Source organism: Halopseudomonas nanhaiensis, assembly GCF_020025155.1.
Taxonomy (GTDB): Bacteria; Pseudomonadota; Gammaproteobacteria; order Pseudomonadales; family Pseudomonadaceae; genus Halopseudomonas; species Halopseudomonas nanhaiensis.
Genome location: NZ_CP073751.1, coordinates 1,996,828 through 2,015,998, shown reverse-complemented (window position 1 = coordinate 2,015,998; position 19,171 = coordinate 1,996,828). Strand labels below are relative to the sequence as shown.

The following is a 19,171-nucleotide window of genomic DNA, read 5'->3' as shown; positions in this document are numbered from 1 at the left end:
TTTTTGCTGGGCCTCTCATTCAGCGCTGAGCAGCAGTCTGCGCAGCTTTCGGGAGATGCCTTTCTCCCCGAGCCAGAGACGGGCATAGGCGTGCGCAAACTCATCATCGTCCGAGCTGAACAGGTGTTCCCCGTTGCGCTCGAGCACGATGGCGGTGTCGGCCCGCAGTGTCAGGCTGTACCGATCGCCGGAGCGGATGTCGGGGATTTTCTCATGCAGTGCGTTCACCGCAGGCGCGAGCCGTTCCAGCTCCTGAGACGAGTGCTGGCGACGCAGAACCTTCCAGAACAGATCAATGGCGTCATCGCGATCAATATCGCGATGGTAGTAGGTATCCAGCCGGAAGGGGTGGGCTGCGATGTCCAGATCCGATGAAGACACCCCCTCCGGGGTGAACAGTGCCGCGCTGTATACGTCTACGAAGAAGTAACTGAGTACGCCAGACTGCCTCTTGATCAGTAGCACGTCCTCCGTTTGCACATACTGTGGAAAGCTGGCCTCGATCAACCGGGGATCTACCGCCAGCGCGTGACCTGTCCACAGTGTCAGTACCACCCACAGAAACGAAACTCTCATTGCAGCCTCTGAGCAACCCGGTTGGTTTAGTTATGGCCTGCGAAGCGGTAGCGGTCAACCTGACAGCGGTCTTGCTCGAAGGTGCAAAAAACCTGAAAAAACCAAGTGCTTGAGTAGCATTGGCCAGGCATGGTCTTTATACTTAGCGGGATTTTTGATGGGGGTTTGTGGTCGCCTTGCCCTGATTTCGTACCTGCTGCAGCGCCAGTTTCCGTCGGGGCACTTCGTGTCAGCGCCCGGCACCCGCCCTTTAAGATTCCAACCAGTGATTAGGCTAATCGTATGATAAAAATCAAACGGGGCTTGGATCTGCCAATCACCGGGTCACCCGAGCAGCGTATCGACGACGCACGTCAGGTACGCAGCGTAGCCGTAATCGGCTTTGACTACCACGGTATGAAACCGACCATGGAAGTTCAAGAAGGGGACCGGGTCAAGTTGGGCCAGATCCTGTTCAGTGATAAGAAAACGCCCGGAGTTGTCTATACCGCGCCAGCTGCTGGGGTGGTCAGTGCGATCAACCGTGGCGAAAGGCGGTTACTGCAGTCGGTTGTGATCGATGTAGAGGGCGATGACGCGGTAGTCTTCGAAAGTCATGATGCCTCCCGCCTGGAACAGCTTGGTGAGGACGTCATCCGTCAGCAGCTCATCCAATCCGGTCTCTGGACCTCTTTACGGACTCGTCCCTTCAGCAAGGTTCCGGCGGTAGACGCCAAGCCGAGCTCCATCTTCGTCACCGCTATCGATACCAACCCGCTCGCGGCGGATCCGGTCGTCGTCATCGCGCAGTACCGTAGCGAATTCCAGAATGGTCTGCGCGTGCTGGCCCGGATCGCGAAAGTCTGGGTGTGCAAGGCCGACGGAGCCAATGTTCCGGGCGACGAGATCGCCGGCGTACGTTCGGAAAGCTTCGCCGGGCCACATCCAGCCGGGCTGCCCGGTACGCACATTCATATGCTTGATCCGGTCAACGAGAACAAGCAGGTCTGGCATATCAACTATCAGGACGTGATTGCCGTAGGCAAGCTGTTCACCGACGGCAAGCTGTGGACCGAGCGTGTGGTGGCCCTTGGCGGTCCCCAGGTCGAGTCGCCACGTCTGCTGCGCACCCGGCTCGGTGCCAACCTCGATGAGCTGACTGCGGGCGAGCTGCGCGCGGGCAACAATCGGGTGATTTCCGGTTCGGTGTTCGGCGGCCGCCACGCCCGCGGGCCGGTCGCCTATCTGGGTCGTTATCATCAGCAGGTATCGGTATTGCTCGAGGGCACCGATCGGCAGATGATTCACTACCTGCGCCCGGGTGCCGACAAGCACTCGATCATGAATATCTTCATTTCCAAGTTCACGCCGGGCAAGCGCTTCGATCTGACCACCACCACCAATGGTAGCCCTCGGGCGATGGTGCCGGTCGGCAACTACGAAGCTGTCATGCCGCTGGATATCCTGCCTACTCAGCTTCTGCGCTATCTCATTGTCGGTGACACTGAACTGGCACAGAAACTTGGGGCGCTGGAGCTGGACGAAGAAGACCTGGCCCTGTGCAGCTACGTCTGCGCCGGGAAGTACGAATACGGTCCGATCCTGCGGGATAACCTCGACCGTATCGAGAAGGAGGGTTAATCATGGGTCTGCGTGCTTTTCTGGACAAGATTGAACACAACTTCGAAAAGGGCGGCAAACACGAAAAGTGGTATGCCCTGTACGAAGCTGTCGACACGTTTTTCTATCGCCCGGCCGATGTGACCCGTACCACCGCGCATGTTCGCGATGGGCTGGATCTCAAGCGGATGATGATCACCGTCTGGCTGTGTACCTTCCCTGCGATGTTCTTCGGGATGTACAACGTAGGCTTCCAGGCCAACACCATCTACGCTGAAACGCCAGAACTACTGGGGATGCAGGAAGGTTGGCAGATCGGTCTGATCGGTATGCTGGCCGGTTTCGACCCCGGTAGCCTGTGGGACAATATTCTCCACGGCGCAGCGTATTTTCTCCCCGTCTATCTTGTGACCTTCGTTGTCGGCGGGTTCTGGGAGGTGGTTTTTGCCTCGATCCGCAAGCATGAGGTCAACGAAGGCTTCTTCGTCACCTCCGTGCTCTTTGCGCTGATCCTGCCGCCTGATATTCCGCTGTGGCAGGTTGCGCTGGGTATCAGCTTCGGTGTGGTAATCGGCAAGGAAGTATTCGGTGGTACGGGCAAGAACTTCCTGAACCCGGCACTGACCGGCCGTGCGTTTCTGTTCTTCGCCTATCCGGCAGAGCTGTCCGGCGACGCGGTCTGGACCGCTGTAGACGGTTACGCCAGCGCCACTTCACTGAGCGCAGCTGCGATGGGCGGTATCGATGCGGTTGTTGCGCAGGGCATCATCTGGATCGACGCCTTCCTCGGCAACATCCATGGTTCGATCGGCGAAACGTCGACGCTGGCCATTCTGATCGGCGGCGCCGTCCTGCTGACCACCAAGATCGCGAGCTACCGGATTGTCTCCGGCGTCATGCTTGGCATGATCGGCCTGAGTCTGCTGTTCAACGTGATCGGCTCCGACAGCAACCCGATGTTTGGAGTGCCGTGGTACTGGCATCTGGTGATGGGCGGCTTTGCCTTCGGCATGATCTTTATGGCAACCGATCCCGTGTCTGCCTCGCTGACCAATCAGGGCAAGTGGATCTTCGGTGCGCTGATCGGTGTAATGGTGGTCCTCATTCGCGTCGTCAACCCAGCGTTCCCCGAGGGAATGATGCTGGCGATTCTGTTCGCCAACCTGTTTGCGCCTCTGATCGATCACTTCGTGATCCAGGCCAATATCAAACGGAGGCTTGCTCGCAATGTCCAGTAATAGAGAATCCGTCGGCCGCACGATCATCGTCGCGCTGTTGGTCTGTCTGGTGTGCTCCGTGGTGGTATCGGTGGCAGCCGTGTCGCTGAAGCCGGTCCAGGTGACCAACCAGCTTCTCGACAAGCAGCGCAATATCCTGCTCATCGCGGGGCTCCTCGAGGAAGGTCGCAGTGTCGAGGAACAGTTCGACCAGATCACTGCACGGCTGGTCGACCTTCGCACCGGTGAGTTCAGTGATGCCCAGGACCCGCTGACCTACGACCAGCAGGAAGCGGCCCGTGATCAGAACATGTCACGGGCGCTCGAAGCGCACGAGGATGTCGCCAGCATTCGTCGTCGAGAGCACTACGCGACTGTTTATATGGTGGAAAACGAAGAGGGTATCGAAACCATCATCCTACCGATTCACGGTTATGGACTGTGGTCCACGCTCTACGGCTTCATCGCCCTGGAGGGTGACATGAACACCATTCGCGGTCTCGGTTTCTACCAGCATGGCGAGACGCCCGGTCTCGGCGGCGAAGTGGACAATCCGCGGTGGCGTGAGCTGTGGAAAGGCAATCTGGTCTACACCGATGACGGCGAAGTCGGTGTGCAGATCGTCAAGGGTAGCGTGGATGGGAGCGATCCGCGCCGTCAGTACAAGGTCGACGGGTTGGCTGGCGCTACGCTGACCAGCCGCGGCGTGGAGCATCTGGTTCGCTTCTGGATGGGTGATACCGGTTTCCGCTCCTTCCTCGAAAACCTGAAAGCAGGGGAGGCATGACATGGCCAATGTAAGCGCTAAAGGGGTTCTGTTCGATCCTGTATTCAAGAACAACCCGATCACGTTGCAGATCCTGGGCATCTGTTCTGCTCTGGCCGTCACGACCAGTCTCAATGTGACCATGGTCATGTGTCTGGCACTGACGTCGGTGGTTGCGCTGTCCAACCTGTTCATCTCGGTCATCCGCCATCAGATTCCCAACTCGATTCGCATGATCGTGCAGATGGTGATCATCGCGTCGCTGGTGATCGTGGTGGATCAGTTGCTGAAAGCGTACGCGTTCGACATCAGCAAACAGCTGTCCGTGTTCGTCGGTCTGATCATCACCAACTGTATCGTGATGGGTCGAGCCGAAGCATTTGCCATGCAGAATCCTCCGCACCTGAGTTTTCTGGATGGTATCGGCAACGGTCTGGGCTACAGCTTCATCCTTATCGTCGTAGCGACCATTCGCGAGTTGCTCGGTGCCGGCAAGCTGTTCGGTTACAGCATCCTGCCGGTCGTCAATGAAGGTGGCTGGTATCAGCCGAACGGCTTGCTGCTGCTGCCACCCTCGGCGTTCTTCATCATCGGCCTGATCATCTGGGCGTTGCGTTCGTGGAAGACCGACCAGATCGAAGCCAAGGATTACATGATGGCTCCGCAGTCGCGTGCAGTTAAGGAGGCCATGTAAGCATGGAACACTATATAAGCCTTTTGATCAGGGCCGTTTTCGTTGAAAACATGGCGCTGGCGTTCTTCCTCGGGATGTGTACCTTCATCGCGATCTCCAAGAAGGTGCAGACTGCCATTGGTCTGGGTATTGCGGTTGTCGTGGTACTGACCATCACCACGCCCGCAAACAACCTGATCTATCAGTACCTGCTCAAGGATGGAGCGCTGGCCTGGGCCGGCTTGCCGGAGGTGGACCTGAGCTTCCTCGGCTTGCTGAGCTACATCGGCGTGATCGCTGCCATCGTGCAGATTCTCGAGATGCTTCTGGACAAGTATGTGCCGGCGCTGTACGCCGCTCTAGGGGTGTTCCTCCCGTTGATCACGGTGAACTGCGCGATTCTTGGTGCATCGCTGTTCATGGTCGAGCGCGACTATTCACTGGGCGAGAGCACCGTGTTCGGTTTCGGCGCGGGCCTTGGCTGGGCGCTGGCTATCGTTGCACTGGCGGGCATCCGCGAAAAGCTGAAGTACAGCGATGTCCCGGACGGCCTGCGCGGTCTCGGCATCACCTTCATCACCGTGGGACTCATGTCCCTGGGCTTCATGTCGTTCTCCGGCGTGCAACTGTAAAGGGAGTCTGACTGATGAATCTGGAAATCTATCTTGGCGTGGCGATGTTCACCGTCATCGTGCTGGCACTGGTTGCGGTGATCCTGATGGCGCGTGCCAAGCTGGTAAGCAGCGGCGATGTCAGCATCGAGATCAACCACGAGCGCACGATTACCGTCCCGGCCGGCGGAAAGCTGCTCAACACGCTGGCGGCAAACGGTATCTTTCTCTCGTCGGCATGTGGCGGCGGCGGAACCTGTGCGCAGTGCAAGTGTGTCGTTGAAAGTGGTGGCGGCGAGTTGTTGCCAACGGAAGAGTCGCATTTCACCAAGCGCGAGGCGAAGGAAGGCTGGCGCCTGTCCTGCCAGACGCCGGTCAAACAGGACATGCAGATCGAGGTGCCGGAAGAGGTATTCGGCGTCAAGAAGTGGGAATGTACTGTCGAGTCTAATCCGAACGTGGCGACCTTCATCAAGGAACTGACGCTGAAGTTGCCTGAAGGCGAAAGCGTCGATTTCCGGGCAGGTGGTTACGTGCAGCTGGAATGCCCGCCGCATACCGTCCACTACAAGGATTTCGACATACAGCCCGAATTCCGCGGCGACTGGGACAAGTTCGATCTGTGGAAGTATGTGTCGAAGGTCGACGAGACGGTCATCCGTGCCTACTCGATGGCCAATTATCCCGAAGAGCGCGGGCTGGTGAAATTCAACATACGTGTTGCTTCGCCACCGCCTGGGCGCGACGAGCTGCCACCCGGAAAGATGTCGTCCTGGGTATTCAGTCTGAAGCCTGGCGACAAGGTCACCGTGTACGGTCCCTTTGGTGAATTCTTCGCCAAGGACACCGATGCGGAGATGGTGTTCATCGGTGGCGGCGCGGGCATGGCGCCCATGCGCTCACATATCTTCGACCAGCTCAAGCGTCTGCAGTCCAAGCGCAAGATCTCCTTCTGGTACGGCGCTCGCTCGCTGCGCGAAGCGTTTTATGTGGAGGAGTACGACCAGCTTGCGGCCGACAACGATAACTTCGAATGGCACCTTGCGCTGTCCGATCCGTTGCCCGAAGACAACTGGACCGGCCCGACGGGGTTCATCCACAATGTTCTGCTCGAGAACTATCTGAAGGATCATCCCGCGCCGGAGGACTGTGAGTTCTATATGTGCGGTCCGCCGATGATGAATGCTTCGGTGATCAAGATGCTGCAGGATCTTGGCGTGGAACCGGAGAACATTCTTCTCGACGATTTCGGCGGCTAGAATGTTTCGATGCGTCACTCGGCCCGTTATCGCTGTTGCCCTGGCAGCAGCCCTAACGGGCTGTTTCCATTCTACCGAGCCTGTTCTGGAAATCGCCGGGTCGACCATGGGCAGCAGCTATTCGATCAAGTGGGTAGGGGTCGATGGCTCGCCTGAACCCCGTGCGCTGCAAACGTCGATCGAAGCCATGTTCGGTCAGTTCGACGAAGAGGTCTCCGGCTGGCGCGACGACTCTGATCTGGCACGGTTCAACGAAGCCCCGTCAGGTACCTGTCAGAAGGTCCCCGCATCGCTGGTCGAGCTGGTCAAGGCATCGGCCAGCCTGCACGAGCGTAGCGATGGAGCGTTCGATATCACCGTTGGCCCGCTGCTTGATCTGTGGGGCTTTCACGGGCCGATGGGCAGCGGCGGTTTGCCGGCCCGCGATGAGCTGGAGCGAGCCTTACAGCGTGTCGGGCAGCGCCATCTTCGGCTCGAAGACGGGCAGCTCTGCAAAAGCGCAGACGTGAGCGTCGATATCAGCGGGTTGGCTGCCGGTTACATGGTCGACGAAGTGGTGGAACACCTCGGATCCTACGGCATCACAAGTTATATGGTGGAAATCACCGGTGAGCTCAAGGCAGCGGGGCGCAAGCCAGGCGGTAGCCCATGGCGGATCGCGATTGAAGAGCCGCGCGACGATGATCGCATCGCCCAGGTCATTCTGCCTCTGGATGGTTACGGCGTCTCCACTTCCGGAGACTACCGCAACTATTTCGAGTATGAAGGCAAGCGGTACTCCCACACCTTCAACCCGCGCAGCGGCACGCCAATCATGCATGAGCTCGCTGCGGTCACCGTTCTGCATCCCTCGGCCATGGAAGCAGATGGTCTATCGACCATCCTTCACGTGCTTGGGCCGGATGAAGGGTGGACGTATGCGTTGGCGCACGACGTTGCTGCGCTGTTCGTAGTTCGCAAGGGGAGCGGCTTCATCTCTCGCGCTACCCCGAAATTCGAAGCCCTGCGCAAGGGCGAGGAGTAAATTATGGTATGGCTTCTGGCGTTTCTGTTGATGGCACTGGTCGTCGCCGGCATGGCCGTTGGCGTGATGATGGGGCGTAAGCCGATTGCCGGGTCATGCGGGGGTATCGGCATGCTGGGCCTCGACAAGAGCTGTTCGATCTGCGGCGGAAATCCGAACAAATGCGAAGAGAACGACAACGACTCTGCGCAGGGTGATGCCAAGCGCAAGGACCTGGCGTACGACGCGACCAAGGTCGACTAGCTCGCGTAGTGCCCATGTGAAAGCATCGCTGCAAGCGAGACGAGGAACTGACTGAATGGCCGTGTACAATTACGACGTAGTGGTGCTGGGCTCTGGCCCGGCAGGGGAAGGGGCTGCGATGAACGCCGCCAAGCATGGGCGTAAGGTGGCTGTAGTCGAAGCCAGCTCTGCCGTGGGTGGTCACGCTACACATCTGGGTACCATTCCTTCCAAGGCGCTGCGTTATGCGGTCAAGCAGATCATCAACTACAACACCAATCCGATGTTTCGCACCATCGGTGATCCGCGCTGGTTTCCCTTTCCGGAAGTACTGAGGAGCGCGGAAAAGGTTCTACACAAGCAGGTCGCATCACGCACCAGCTATTACGCTCGGAATCGGGTCGACGTGTTCTTCGGTCGCGGCAGTTTTGCCGACGAAAACACCATCGAAGTGGTTAGTCATTCCGGAGCGGTGGAGAAGCTGATCGGCAAGGAGATCATCATTGCCACCGGCTCTCGCCCCTATCGCCCGGCAGACGTCGATTTCAACCATCCGCGTATCTATGACAGCGACACCATCCTGCGGCTGAACCACACTCCACGGACGATGATCATCTACGGCGCGGGCGTGATCGGCTCCGAGTACGCGTCCATATTCTGTGGTCTTGGGGTCAAGGTTGATCTGATCAACAACCGTGATCGCCTGCTCAGCTTCCTCGACGACGAAATCTCCGACGCGCTGAGTTATCACCTGCGCAATAACGCGGTGTTGATTCGCCATAACGAGGAATATGAAAAAATCGAGGGCTCCGGGAACAGCGTGTTGCTACACCTGAAGTCGGGCAAGAAGGTCAAGGCTGATGCTCTGCTCTGGTGCAACGGCCGTACCGGTAACACCGATGGTTTGGGTCTGGAAAATGTGGGGCTCAAGGCCAACGGGCGCGGGCAGCTCACGGTCGACGAAAACTACCGGACCCCGGTGCCCAATATCTACGCCGTAGGTGATGTGATCGGCTGGCCGAGTCTGGCCAGCGCTGCGTTTGACCAGGGCCGGTCTGCCGCCGGGAATATCGTCAGCAACGACGCGTGGCGATTCGTCGACGATGTGCCAACGGGGATCTACACGATTCCGGAGATCAGCTCCCTGGGCAAGAACGAGCGGGAGTTGACAGAAGAGAGGGTGCCCTACGAAGTCGGCCAGGCTTTCTTCAAGAACATGGCGCGTGCTCAGATCAGCAACGAGCCTGTCGGGATGCTGAAGCTACTGTTTCACCGCGACACGCTGGAAGTGCTTGGCATCCATTGTTTTGGCGACCAGGCCTCGGAGATTGTGCATATCGGGCAGGCAATCATGAATCAGAAGGGCGAAGCGAACACGATGAAGTACTTCGTCAATACCACCTTCAATTACCCGACCATGGCAGAGGCCTATCGCGTCGCCGCCCTGGATGGACTGAACCGCTTGTTCTGAAGCTGTCGGCCCGGTGCTTCAGCCGCCGGGCCTGGCTTGTCATTCCGAAGTCAGCGTGCGCATGGCCAGGGTCGGAACGTCCGTGATCAGACTGTCTACCCCCATGTCGGCAAGCCGGCGCATCAGTGCCGGCTCGTTCACCGTCCAGACAGATACATGTAAACCGGCCTGCTGCGCCAGCTGTACGCGCTGAGCAGTGCACAACTTCCAGTTCAGAATCAGATAGTCGCAGCCATATCGCTTGGCGCTCTTGATGGGATCAAGAATGCCGTATTCTTCGACCAGACCGGTCGGGAGGCTAAGCCCCGCGTCGCGCGCGTATCGCAACAGGGTGCGGCTGCTGGAGGTGATCACGACACGTTGTTCCAGCCCGAATTGCGCCACCAGCTTGCCGATGGCCTGCAGTACTATCCGTGACTGCCCGGCCGAGCCGCTCTTCACCTCCAACTGGTAATGCTCAATTTCCGGGCAGGTCCTGAACAGTGTTTCCAGCGTTGGAATCGGGCAGGGCTCGGGCCACGGAGCCAACGCATGGCGTGCATCGATCTCGCTTAGTTGCGCGGCCGTGTGTTGGCTGACCTTGCCCCGAACGCCGGTCGTGCGCTTCAACGTCGGGTCGTGAATGACCATTAATTGCCTGTCCGACGATAAATGCAGATCCAGTTCTACTCGTCTTACACCTGCTTCGATGGAGCGTCTGAAGCTGGCCAGGGTGTTCTCTGGTGCTTCACCTCTGGCGCCGCGATGACCGTAAAGTAGCGTCATGGCGCCTCCGGCCTGTGTCGCTGGTGCTGGCGCACACTGTGTACAACGTGGTCGTGCTCGAGATACACACTGAATCCGGCATAGTCCCAGCGCTGGATTGGTGGTTCGCCCACGGGCTCGTGCCGCTGCGACGGTTCGCCGTGACGCTCGATCACGCGTTGCGCGCTCATGCCACGCTGGGGCAGCGAGTCGCCGCGGGAAGTGGCCTGCTCGCCGAGCGGAATGGTCAGCCTGTCGGCCTGCGCCACGCTCAACGGGAACATGACGACCAGTAGTGCGAACATGGAAAGTCTCATTCTGTTTGCCCTTGCGAACCGAGTTTGGCGGCACGGATGTCCTGTGCCTGTTTCTGCAGGATATGCCTGGCTAGCAATTGTCGTTGCTGGTCATCGAGGCCATCGAAGCTCACCGCGATGTTCCAGCCGGCACTGCCGCTCAGTGGTTTGCAGCGGATCACACAGGCCGTGACGGCCAGACCTAGCGGCGTCGGCTGAAGTACCATGCGCAGCGCTAGCCAGGTGCCGGGTTCGATTGCTTCGCTGCTGTCGAAGGCCATGCCCCCTTCGCTGAGGGTGACCTTCGTGGGGTTGCCGGATTCCTCCCCGAGTTGGAGTGAGACTGCCTTGCCGATAAGATCGATCCGCTTGTTGATGACCTTGAGGTAATTGGCCAGGGCCCGGTCGCGTTCGGCGATCTGCCTGAGCAGATGCTGCGATTCGTAGTCGAGCCGGTGGAGATCGCTGAGCAGTCCAAGGAGAGGGGAATGCTCGGCGAACTCGGCATCGACGTCGGGCCCTGGGACCCGACGATAATCCAGGACCAGGGTGTCCTGAATGCGGAAGAAGTCGCGCTTGTCGTCAGAAACATCGTCTGCTGTTTGCATGCCTGGAGCCGTTTACCGGAATCGAATTCAGTGTAACATGTGAGCCCGAACGGCCTGTGCTCGGGCCCACCCGTTTCTCTGGTGACTGGAATTTCATGTTCAGACCGCTGCCTTTCTTCATTGGCTTGCGTTACACGCGAGCCAAGCGACGCAATCACTTCATTTCTTTTATATCACTGATTTCCATGCTCGGCCTGACGCTGGGCGTGCTGGTGATGATTCTTGTGCTCTCCGTCATGAACGGCTTCGACCGCGAGCTTCGCACGCGCATCCTCGGCATGGTTCCGCACGCGACCATCAACGGGTATCAGCCCATCGATGACTGGCAGACCCTTGCAGATGCGCTTGTCGCGGACCCGCGGGTCGTGGCGGCTGCGCCGTTCGTTCAGTTGCAGGGCATGCTCACCCATGATGGCAGCGTTGCGCCTGTCCTGGTCAACGGCGTGATACCGCAGGCCGAAGCCGAGGTCTCGATCATCGAGGAGCATATGCAATCCGGCTCGCTCGACAACCTCGCCGACGGCGAATTCGGCATCATCATCGGGGAGCTCATCGCCCGACGTTTCGGTGTCGCCGAAGGCGACATGCTGACATTCGTGTTGCCGGAGGCGTCGGTTACGCCTGCGGGTGTCTTTCCGCGGCTGAAACGTTTCAGAGTAGCGGGCATATTCAAGGTGGGTGCCGAGCTCGATGGCTCGCTTGCGCTGATTCATGCAGGGGATGCGGCAAGGCTGACGCGCTGGAAGCCGGGCCAGGTACAGGGTATACGCATCAAGCTGGAAGACCTGTTCGAAGCGCCACGAGTCGCCTGGGATCTGGTGACACAGCTGCCTGGCGAGTACTACGCGCAGGACTGGACCCGCAGCCATGGCAATCTGTTTGCGGCCATCCGTATGGAAAAGACCATGATCGGCCTGCTCTTGCTGCTGATCGTGGCGGTCGCCGCGTTCAATATCATTTCCACACTGGTGATGGTGGTCACCGACAAGAAATCCGACATTGCGATTCTGCGTACGCTGGGCGCATCGCCGGGCACCATCATGGGTATCTTCATGGTGCAGGGGTCGGTCATCGGCGTGGTCGGGACTGTCGCGGGTTGCATACTCGGCGTGCTTGCTGCGCTGAACGTGTCGGCGTTGGTTGCCGGGCTGGAAAAGATGCTTGGCACGCAATTTCTGAGTTCCGATGTGTACTTCATAAGCTATCTGCCGTCGCAGCTGATCTGGAGCGATGTGGTGCTGATCTGCGCGGCAGGACTGGGCATGAGTTTTCTGGCGACGCTGTATCCGGCGTGGCGAGCGTCACGTACCGAGCCTGCGGAGGCCCTGCGTTATGACTGATGTGGTGTTGGAATGTCGCCAGCTGAGCAAGGAATACGCCATTGGTCCGCAGCGCCTGAAGGTTCTGGACGGAGTGAATCTGACCCTGCATCGTGGCGAGCGGGTAGCGATCGTGGGCAGTTCCGGTTCAGGCAAGACAACGCTTCTGAACATGCTTGGAGGGCTTGATACTCCCAGCGAGGGGGAAGTCTGGCTGGCAGGGCAGCAGATGTCCGCGCTCAAGGAATCCGAGCGGGGCAAGCTACGCAATACCGGGCTTGGGTTCGTGTATCAGTTCCATCACCTGCTGGCAGAATTCAGTGCGCTGGAAAATGTATCGATGCCGCTGTTGATAGGCGAGCGTCCGATCAGTGATGTACGCGCACGTGCCGAGGAGATGCTTGATCGGGTAGGGCTGGCAGCACGAACGGGGCACAAGCCGGCCGAGCTGTCTGGCGGCGAACGCCAGCGCGTGGCCATTGCTCGTGCGCTGATCAACCAGCCCGCCTGCGTGCTGCTTGACGAGCCTACCGGGAACCTTGATCAGCACACCGCGCGCAGTATTCAGCACTTGATGCTGGAGCTGAGCCAGAGTCTGAAGACGGCGTTCCTGGTGGTTACCCACGATCTTGCCCTGGCCGGACAAATGGACCGCGCGTTGACACTCAATGAAGGCCGGTTGCAGGAGAAGCAGATCGGCTGATCTTTTTGTCAGCTCTGGTGACGGCGTCGCATTTTGCGCCGTTGCCAGTTGCGGTAGACCCACAAACGCCAATACAACATCGTCGCGCTGTAGCCGATAAGTGCCGCGATAACCCCGATGAGCAGTGAACCCACCAGTAGCGGTTGCCAAAGGTGCTGAATTTCAGCGCTCAGCCAGGAAAGCGACAGTTCCATCGGCATGGTGCGCTCAGGCGCGCCAAGAAGAAGTGTTCCGATCTTGTATTCGATAAAGAAGATTGGAGGCATGGTCACGGGGTTGGTCAGCCATACCAACCCGACCGATATGGGGAGATTCGCCCGCGACGGCACCGCGATGGACGCCGAGACCAGCATCTGCATGGGAATCGGCAACAGCGCCACGAAAAGTCCAATAGCCACCGCCCGGGCCACGCTGTGGCGGTTCAGATGCCACAGGTTGGGATCATGCAGCATGGTGCCGAGAAAGCGCAGTGACTTGTTGGCTTTGATGCGCTCCGGATTGGGCATGTAACGTTTGAGTAGGCGGCGCGGCATCGCAAACCATTGGCTGCTGAACGGGTGCGATCAATTATGCATGGAATGTCAGACGGTAACTACCGCCTGACCAGCCAGTGGCGAACAGGATGTTTCCACGATGAGCCTGACCCTGAGTCTGGCAGCGCTGTTTGCCGGCCTCATCACTCCACTTTCATTTCCGACGCTGCCACCGCTGTGGGTGGTCGGACTGGCAATGGTCGCCGGATTCGCGGCGATGCTGCATCGGCTTGTGCGGCCGCTGGCCCTGTTCATGCTGGGATTGGTCTGGGCGTTGACTTATCACCATTGGATGCTGAGTGAGCGTCTGCCGGAGCACCTGGATAACAAGCGAGCGGCGTTCACCGGAACCGTTGCAGGGTTGCCCGAACCGACCGGCCTGGGTTGGCGATTTCTGATCAAGGATGCACGGCTGGTTGACACCGGCGAAGCGCTCCCGCTGATTCGCGCACATTGGTATTCCGGCGCGCCAGTCCAGCCCGGTGAACGCTGGCATTTCGACGGCAGCCTGAGACGGCCGCGCGGGATGTCTAATCCGGGTGGCTTCGACTATGAAGCCTGGCTCTATGCACAGGGCATCGGCGCGGTAGCCAGCGTCCGGGCCGCAGATCTCATGGAAGACGGCGGGTCCGGTCTTTCCGGGTGGCGCCGGCTGGTTCGGCACCGGCTTGGCGAAACGCTGTCGGAGCAGCCGGGCGCTGATCGCCTGATCGCGCTGGTGGTAGGCGATCGCAGCGTGCTGGATGATCGGGACTGGGACATTCTTCAGGCCACCGGTACCGGACATCTGATGGTGATATCCGGGCTGCACGTCGGCATGGTGGCCGCTGCGGTATTCGGGCTGGTGTCTGTCGTCGGCTGGCTGGGCGTGCTTCGCGTGCCTTGGCCGCAACAATGGCTGGCGGCGCCGCTGGCGCTGGCTGCAGCTGCGCTGTACGCAGGTCTCGCCGGTTTCGCCGTGCCCACCCAGCGCGCGCTGCTCATGGTCGCGTTGCTGCTCCTGGCTCGTCTGCGATATCGCCAGATCAATCCCTGGGTTTTCTGGCTCGCAGCGTTATGTGCTGTAGCCGCGTTGGCGCCTGCCGCCCCGCTGCGCGCCGGCTTCTGGCTTTCATTCGTTGCCGTCGGCCTGCTGTTGCTGGGGATGAGCGGTCGATTGGCGATACGCGGCCTCTGGTGGCGTTGGGGCCGCGCACAATGGGTCATCTTTGTCGGACTCTGGCCGTGGTTGTTGTTGTGGGGGATGCCGGGCAGCCTGACAGCACCCGTGGTGAATCTGGTGGCAATACCGTGGGTCAGTCTGCTGGTGGTGCCGGCCGCACTGCTGGGAACCGTGGCAGATTTGTACGCCGACTTCTCCTGGCTCCTTGTGATGGCGGCTCATGCGCTGAACGGCCTGTTTGCTCTGCTCACACTGGCGGCTTCCTGGCAAGGACCGGTCGGTCAGCCTTTTCCGGGCTGGGGCGCCTGGCTCGTCGGTGTGACAGGGGCGCTGATCCTCGTCAGTCCGCTTGCCGGCTTTCTGCGTGTTCCGGCGCTCGCCTGCCTGCTTGTACTGTTCGTTCCGCCCACGGCGCCTCCAGAGCCTGGTGGCTTTCGCGTCACGGTGCTTGATGTGGGGCAGGGGCTTTCAGTGCTGGTGCAGACTCGCTCGCATGTCCTGTTGTACGACACCGGTGCACGCCTGCGCAGCGGCTTCGATCTCGGCGAAGCGGTGGTATCGCCGGCCCTGCAGGAGCTGGGCGTGCGCCAGATTGATCTGCTGTTGCTCAGTCACGCCGATAATGATCATGCGGGCGGAGCTTCCGCTGTGATCGAACGATTTCCGACCCGTCGAGTGCTCTCTGGCCAGGCTTCCGAACTGGCTGCGTTGAATGCCCAACCCTGCGAGCCAGGAGAGAGCTGGAAGTGGGATGACGTGGAGTTTCGCATCGTGTACAGCGCCCAACCGCCGGCGCCCGCCAATGAACGATCCTGCGTACTGCACATCGCCAGCGAGCATGGCTCGGTATTGTTGCCGGGTGACCTGGGCGTCCGGGGTGAGTATCAGATGCTGGACGAGTCGCTGCAGTCCGAGCTACTGCTGGCTCCGCATCACGGTAGTCGTACCTCCTCTTCCTACGCCTTCATACGCGCAGTCTCCCCGCGCTGGGTAGTGTTCAGTTCTTCCTACCACAGTCCCTTCGGGCACCCACATCCGAAGGTTGTGGAACGTTACCGAGAATTGCATGCTGAACCGGTTTATACTGCGCGCTCCGGAGCGTTACAGTTCGATTTCGGTGCGGCTGATCCAGACGTTCTCAGCTGGCGGTGGCGGGATCAGATGCAACGTTTCTGGCACGAATAACAACGCTGTTTTCTCACAGGCGGCTGACGGACAAGCCGTATCCGGGCCTGTGTTGGAGTCACAATCTGTTTGGGGAGGGATCGCTTGTGTGGGAATTGATCAGTGCAGGTGGCTGGCTGATGCTGCCGATTCTGTTGTCGTCGGTCATCGCCGTTGCCATCATCATCGAACGTTTGTGGACCCTGCGCACAAGTCGCATCGCGCCTCCCAATCTGCTTGGCCAGGTATGGCGCTGGGTCAAGGATGGTCAGCTCGATGCGGTCAAGCTGAAGACGTTGCGAGCGGATTCTCCGCTGGGTGAGATTCTCGCCGCAGGACTGGCCAATGCCCGGCATGGTCGCGAGATCATGAAGGAGTGCATTCAGGAGGCAGCGAGCAAGGTGATCCATGAAATGGAGCGCTATCTGAATACGCTCGGCACCATCGCTGCGATTACTCCCTTGCTCGGTCTCCTGGGTACAGTGATCGGCATGATTGACGTATTCAGCGCGATCATGACTCAGGGTACCGGCAATACCGGCGTACTGGCGGGGGGTATCTCGAAGGCTCTGATCACCACCGCTGCAGGTCTTACCGTGGCCATACCGGCGCTGTTCTTTCACCGTTTCTTTGTTCGTCGTGTCGACGAGCTGGTGGTCAGCATGGAGCAGGAGGCAACGCGGCTGGTGGAAGTCATGCAGGGTAACCGCGATGTTGAGGGTGCCCCCCAGCCGGAGCCGGTGCCGCTACGCGCCGGTAACGGCCGTAAAGGGGCCTGACCGTGAACTTTCGCAGACAGAAGCTCGACGGAGTCGAGGTCAATCTCACGCCGCTGATCGATGTGGTCTTCCTGCTGCTGATCTTTTTCATGGTCTCAACGACATTTACCCGCGAGACGCAGCTCAAGATTGACCTGCCGCAAGCGAGTTCCGGCGAAGCGGTAGAGTCGACCGTGCCCCAGCAGATCGAGGTGACCATTTCTGCCAGCGGTGAGACGGCGATAAACGACAAGGTGCTGCTCGATCCAAGCCTGGATCGTTTGAAGACGGCACTCGAGCGAGAATCGGCCGGTGACACCAGCATGCCGGTAATCATTACGGCCGACGCGCAAACGCCCCACCAGTCCGTCATTACCGCCATGGACGCTGCTGGCCAGCTCGGGTTCGGCCGGTTGCGGCTGACCACCAGTCAGATGGAGGCGGGCGGCTCGCAGTGAGCGGTTCAGCACTTGAGCGATTCTTCCTTCGCGCGTGGTACGAGCGCCAGAGCTGGCTGGTGGTGCTGCGACCGGTGTCAGCCTTGTATGCGGCTCTGGCGACCCGTCGCAGGGCCCGCTACCTGTCCGGCCACGCTCGGCAATGGACGGCCCCAGTGCCAGTCATTGTGGTCGGAAATCTTACTCTCGGTGGCACCGGCAAGACGCCCATGTGTCTCTGGCTGATTGCCCATCTGCAAGCGCGCGGGCTTCGAGTCGGCGTGATCAGCCGTGGTTACGGTGCCGACCCGGGCGTCTTTCCGCGCTTCGTGACACCCTCGGATCTGCCTTCTCGCAGCGGCGACGAACCCTTGCTTATCGCCCGGCGTACCAGCGTGCCAGTGGTGATCGACCCGGATCGGCCGCGGGGATGTCGCGCACTGCTCGAGCAACACGAAGTCGACGTCATCATCAGTGACGACGGGTTGCAGCATTACCGACTCGCTCGAGCTGTAGAGATAGTCATGGTTGACCACGCCCGCGGGCTTGGCAACGGTCGTTGCTTGCCGGAGGGACCCCTTCGCGAGCCCGTGCAGCGCTTGAACAGCGTCGATCTGGTCGTACGTAACGGCGCGCCGGAAGAAACGGGTAACCAGTACGCAATGCGTCTGGCGCCGACCGCCTTGGTTAACATCCTGACCGGCGAGCGCAAGGCGCTCGATCGCTGGGACGACTCACGTGAAGTCGAGGCCGTTGCCGGCATCGGCAATCCCCAGCGTTTTTTCGATACATTGCAACAGCTGGGCTTCGTACCCAGAAAGCATGCCTTTGCGGACCATGCCCATTACAATGCAGACAGCTTTGCCAGTCTCGAGCGCGATCGTCCGGTCATCATGACCGAGAAGGACGCCGTCAAATGTGCCGGGCTGGCGCAGGACAACTGGTGGTATCTGAGTGTCGAGGCGGTCTTGAGCGACGAGTTTGCGCAGGGCCTCGATGCCTGTCTGCCCAAGACACCAATCTCCGGAGTACGTTAATGGACCCGAAATTGCTCGATATCCTTGCCTGTCCGCTATGCAAGGGGCCCCTGGTTCAGAATCAGGACAAGACCGAACTCTGGTGCCGTGCCGATGGTCTGGCGTACCCGATACGCGACGGCATTCCGGTGATGCTGGAAAGCGAAGCCCGCGCGCTCGATGCCGACGAGCGACTGGATCGCTGATATGTACCACGTCATCATTCCCGCCCGCTTCGCTTCTACGCGTTTGCCCGGCAAGCCATTGCAGGACATCGTCGGCAAACCGATGATTCAACACGTCTGGGAGCAGGCTCGCAGAAGTCAGGCTCTGAGTGTAACGGTCGCTACCGACGATCCGAGAATCGTCGAGGCCTGTCGTTCGTTTGGGGCGGATGTGGTGCTGACCAGTCCTGACCATCCTTCGGGTACCGACCGTCTGCAGGAGGTCGCGAGCCACCTGGGACTGTCTGACGACGCCTGTGTCGTGAACGTGCAAGGTGACGAGCCGTTGCTGCCGCCCGCTCTGATCGACCAGGTGGCGGGGAACCTGCAGGCCTCGAGCCTGGCGAGCATCGCCACGCTTTCCGAGCCGCTGGTGGACGTCGATTCGCTGTTCAACCCTAACGTGGTCAAGGTGGTCACCGATCGGGCCGGTTATGCGCTGTATTTCAGCCGCGCTCCAATGCCCTGGTGTCGGGACCAGTTTGCCGCAGGCCGCCCGGCTGAACTGCCCGCCGGCGTCATCTTCCAACGGCATATCGGGTTGTACGCCTATCGCGTGCGCTTTCTCCATGACTACGTGTCATGGCCGGTCAGTCCGCTGGAGCTGGTCGAGTCGCTGGAACAGTTGCGGGCGCTCTGGTACGGGCAACGTATTCACGTCGCTGAGGCCTGTGAAGTGCCGCCCGCCGGCGTCGATACCCTAGAGGACCTGAACCGCGTACGCGCGTTGCTGGCCGACGCATGAGCCGGTATCGCTGTATCCGCTGCTGGTGTGCGTCCGGTGCACCG

Annotated in this window: 22 protein-coding genes; 17 read left to right on the top strand and 5 right to left on the bottom strand. The window is 59.8% G+C overall.

What is annotated here, in order from left to right:
* Nucleotides 1-15: 15 nt before the first annotated feature.
* Nucleotides 16-576, bottom strand: a complete 561-nt coding sequence (locus KEM63_RS09100) for a chalcone isomerase family protein (protein ID WP_223650885.1) — start codon at nucleotides 574-576, stop codon at nucleotides 16-18.
* Between the two features lie 282 nt (nucleotides 577-858).
* On the opposite strand from KEM63_RS09100, the gene KEM63_RS09095 reads away from it, so the two are divergent.
* The 9 genes from KEM63_RS09095 to sthA all read left to right on the top strand — a co-directional run bounded on the left by KEM63_RS09095 (nucleotide 859) and on the right by sthA (nucleotide 9,418).
* The gene (locus KEM63_RS09095; RefSeq protein ID WP_223650883.1) at nucleotides 859-2,196 is read left to right on the top strand and encodes a Na(+)-translocating NADH-quinone reductase subunit A; all 1,338 of its coding nucleotides are present in this window, start codon (nucleotides 859-861) and stop codon (nucleotides 2,194-2,196) included.
* Nucleotides 2,197-2,198: 2 nt separating this feature from the next.
* Nucleotides 2,199-3,413: an NADH:ubiquinone reductase (Na(+)-transporting) subunit B gene (locus KEM63_RS09090; protein ID WP_223650881.1), complete on the top strand. Its 1,215-nt coding sequence runs from the start codon at nucleotides 2,199-2,201 to the stop codon at nucleotides 3,411-3,413.
* Nucleotides 3,403-4,179 (top strand): Na(+)-translocating NADH-quinone reductase subunit C, encoded by a 777-nt coding sequence (locus KEM63_RS09085; protein ID WP_223650879.1) that lies wholly within the window; start codon nucleotides 3,403-3,405, stop codon nucleotides 4,177-4,179. Before KEM63_RS09090 ends, KEM63_RS09085 begins: the two co-directional genes overlap by 11 nt.
* Before the next feature lies 1 nt (nucleotide 4,180).
* Nucleotides 4,181-4,852 carry an NADH:ubiquinone reductase (Na(+)-transporting) subunit D gene (locus tag KEM63_RS09080; RefSeq protein WP_223650877.1) on the top strand — a complete coding sequence of 224 codons (672 nt, stop codon included), beginning with the start codon at nucleotides 4,181-4,183 and terminating at the stop codon, nucleotides 4,850-4,852.
* A gap of 2 nt (nucleotides 4,853-4,854) precedes the next feature.
* Nucleotides 4,855-5,463, top strand: a complete 609-nt coding sequence (gene nqrE / locus KEM63_RS09075; protein WP_223650874.1) for an NADH:ubiquinone reductase (Na(+)-transporting) subunit E — start codon at nucleotides 4,855-4,857, stop codon at nucleotides 5,461-5,463.
* A 14-nt stretch (nucleotides 5,464-5,477) separates the two neighbouring features.
* Nucleotides 5,478-6,701, top strand: a complete 1,224-nt coding sequence (gene nqrF, locus KEM63_RS09070; RefSeq protein WP_423747783.1) for an NADH:ubiquinone reductase (Na(+)-transporting) subunit F — start codon at nucleotides 5,478-5,480, stop codon at nucleotides 6,699-6,701.
* Nucleotides 6,702-6,807: 106 nt separating this feature from the next.
* On the top strand, nucleotides 6,808-7,725 hold the full coding sequence (locus KEM63_RS09065; RefSeq protein WP_341481917.1) for an FAD:protein FMN transferase: 918 nt from the start codon (nucleotides 6,808-6,810) through the stop codon (nucleotides 7,723-7,725).
* A gap of 3 nt (nucleotides 7,726-7,728) precedes the next feature.
* On the top strand, nucleotides 7,729-7,968 hold the full coding sequence (gene nqrM, locus KEM63_RS09060; RefSeq protein WP_223650870.1) for a (Na+)-NQR maturation NqrM: 240 nt from the start codon (nucleotides 7,729-7,731) through the stop codon (nucleotides 7,966-7,968).
* A gap of 55 nt (nucleotides 7,969-8,023) precedes the next feature.
* Nucleotides 8,024-9,418 carry a Si-specific NAD(P)(+) transhydrogenase gene (sthA, locus tag KEM63_RS09055; protein WP_223650868.1) on the top strand — a complete coding sequence of 465 codons (1,395 nt, stop codon included), beginning with the start codon at nucleotides 8,024-8,026 and terminating at the stop codon, nucleotides 9,416-9,418.
* Nucleotides 9,419-9,457: 39 nt separating this feature from the next.
* Here the strand turns inward: sthA and KEM63_RS09050 are convergent, their stop codons facing one another.
* From KEM63_RS09050 to KEM63_RS09040, 3 genes are read right to left on the bottom strand one after another with little or no spacing between them, the layout of a single operon-like run.
* Nucleotides 9,458-10,183, bottom strand: coding sequence for a glycerophosphodiester phosphodiesterase (locus KEM63_RS09050; protein ID WP_223650866.1), 726 nt, complete (start codon nucleotides 10,181-10,183; stop codon nucleotides 9,458-9,460).
* Nucleotides 10,180-10,467 (bottom strand): phosphodiesterase, encoded by a 288-nt coding sequence (locus KEM63_RS09045; RefSeq protein WP_223650864.1) that lies wholly within the window; start codon nucleotides 10,465-10,467, stop codon nucleotides 10,180-10,182. Before KEM63_RS09045 ends, KEM63_RS09050 begins: the two co-directional genes overlap by 4 nt.
* Nucleotides 10,468-10,475: 8 nt before the next feature.
* Nucleotides 10,476-11,066, bottom strand: a complete 591-nt coding sequence (locus KEM63_RS09040) for a PilZ domain-containing protein (protein ID WP_223650862.1) — start codon at nucleotides 11,064-11,066, stop codon at nucleotides 10,476-10,478.
* 95 nt (nucleotides 11,067-11,161) lie between these two features.
* Between KEM63_RS09040 and KEM63_RS09035 the strand changes: the two genes are divergently transcribed.
* Both KEM63_RS09035 and lolD read left to right on the top strand, forming a co-directional pair.
* Nucleotides 11,162-12,406: a lipoprotein-releasing ABC transporter permease subunit gene (locus tag KEM63_RS09035; RefSeq protein WP_223650860.1), complete on the top strand. Its 1,245-nt coding sequence runs from the start codon at nucleotides 11,162-11,164 to the stop codon at nucleotides 12,404-12,406.
* Nucleotides 12,399-13,088, top strand: a complete 690-nt coding sequence (gene lolD / locus KEM63_RS09030) for a lipoprotein-releasing ABC transporter ATP-binding protein LolD (protein ID WP_223650858.1) — start codon at nucleotides 12,399-12,401, stop codon at nucleotides 13,086-13,088. The genes KEM63_RS09035 and lolD overlap by 8 nt, the downstream gene beginning before the upstream one ends.
* Before the next feature lie 8 nt (nucleotides 13,089-13,096).
* On the opposite strand, the gene KEM63_RS09025 is transcribed toward lolD, so the two are convergent.
* A complete protein-coding gene (locus tag KEM63_RS09025; protein WP_223650857.1) occupies nucleotides 13,097-13,621 on the bottom strand; it encodes a DUF2062 domain-containing protein in 525 nt (174 codons plus the stop codon).
* 100 nt (nucleotides 13,622-13,721) lie between these two features.
* On the opposite strand from KEM63_RS09025, the gene KEM63_RS09020 reads away from it, so the two are divergent.
* The 6 genes from KEM63_RS09020 (at nucleotide 13,722) to kdsB (ending at nucleotide 19,127) form a co-directional block, all read left to right on the top strand.
* Entirely contained in the window at nucleotides 13,722-15,968 is a 2,247-nt protein-coding gene (locus tag KEM63_RS09020; protein WP_223650855.1) for a DNA internalization-related competence protein ComEC/Rec2, read from the top strand.
* A gap of 86 nt (nucleotides 15,969-16,054) precedes the next feature.
* Nucleotides 16,055-16,726 (top strand): MotA/TolQ/ExbB proton channel family protein, encoded by a 672-nt coding sequence (locus KEM63_RS09015; RefSeq protein ID WP_223650853.1) that lies wholly within the window; start codon nucleotides 16,055-16,057, stop codon nucleotides 16,724-16,726.
* A gap of 2 nt (nucleotides 16,727-16,728) precedes the next feature.
* Nucleotides 16,729-17,163, top strand: a complete 435-nt coding sequence (locus KEM63_RS09010) for an ExbD/TolR family protein (protein ID WP_223650852.1) — start codon at nucleotides 16,729-16,731, stop codon at nucleotides 17,161-17,163.
* Nucleotides 17,160-18,179, top strand: a complete 1,020-nt coding sequence (lpxK, locus tag KEM63_RS09005) for a tetraacyldisaccharide 4'-kinase (protein ID WP_223650851.1) — start codon at nucleotides 17,160-17,162, stop codon at nucleotides 18,177-18,179. The genes KEM63_RS09010 and lpxK overlap by 4 nt, the downstream gene beginning before the upstream one ends.
* Nucleotides 18,179-18,364: a Trm112 family protein gene (locus tag KEM63_RS09000; RefSeq protein WP_223650850.1), complete on the top strand. Its 186-nt coding sequence runs from the start codon at nucleotides 18,179-18,181 to the stop codon at nucleotides 18,362-18,364. Before lpxK ends, KEM63_RS09000 begins: the two co-directional genes overlap by 1 nt.
* A 1-nt stretch (nucleotide 18,365) precedes the next feature.
* A complete protein-coding gene (gene kdsB, locus KEM63_RS08995) occupies nucleotides 18,366-19,127 on the top strand; it encodes a 3-deoxy-manno-octulosonate cytidylyltransferase (RefSeq protein WP_423747782.1) in 762 nt (253 codons plus the stop codon).
* The last annotated feature ends 44 nt before the right edge of the window (nucleotides 19,128-19,171 follow it).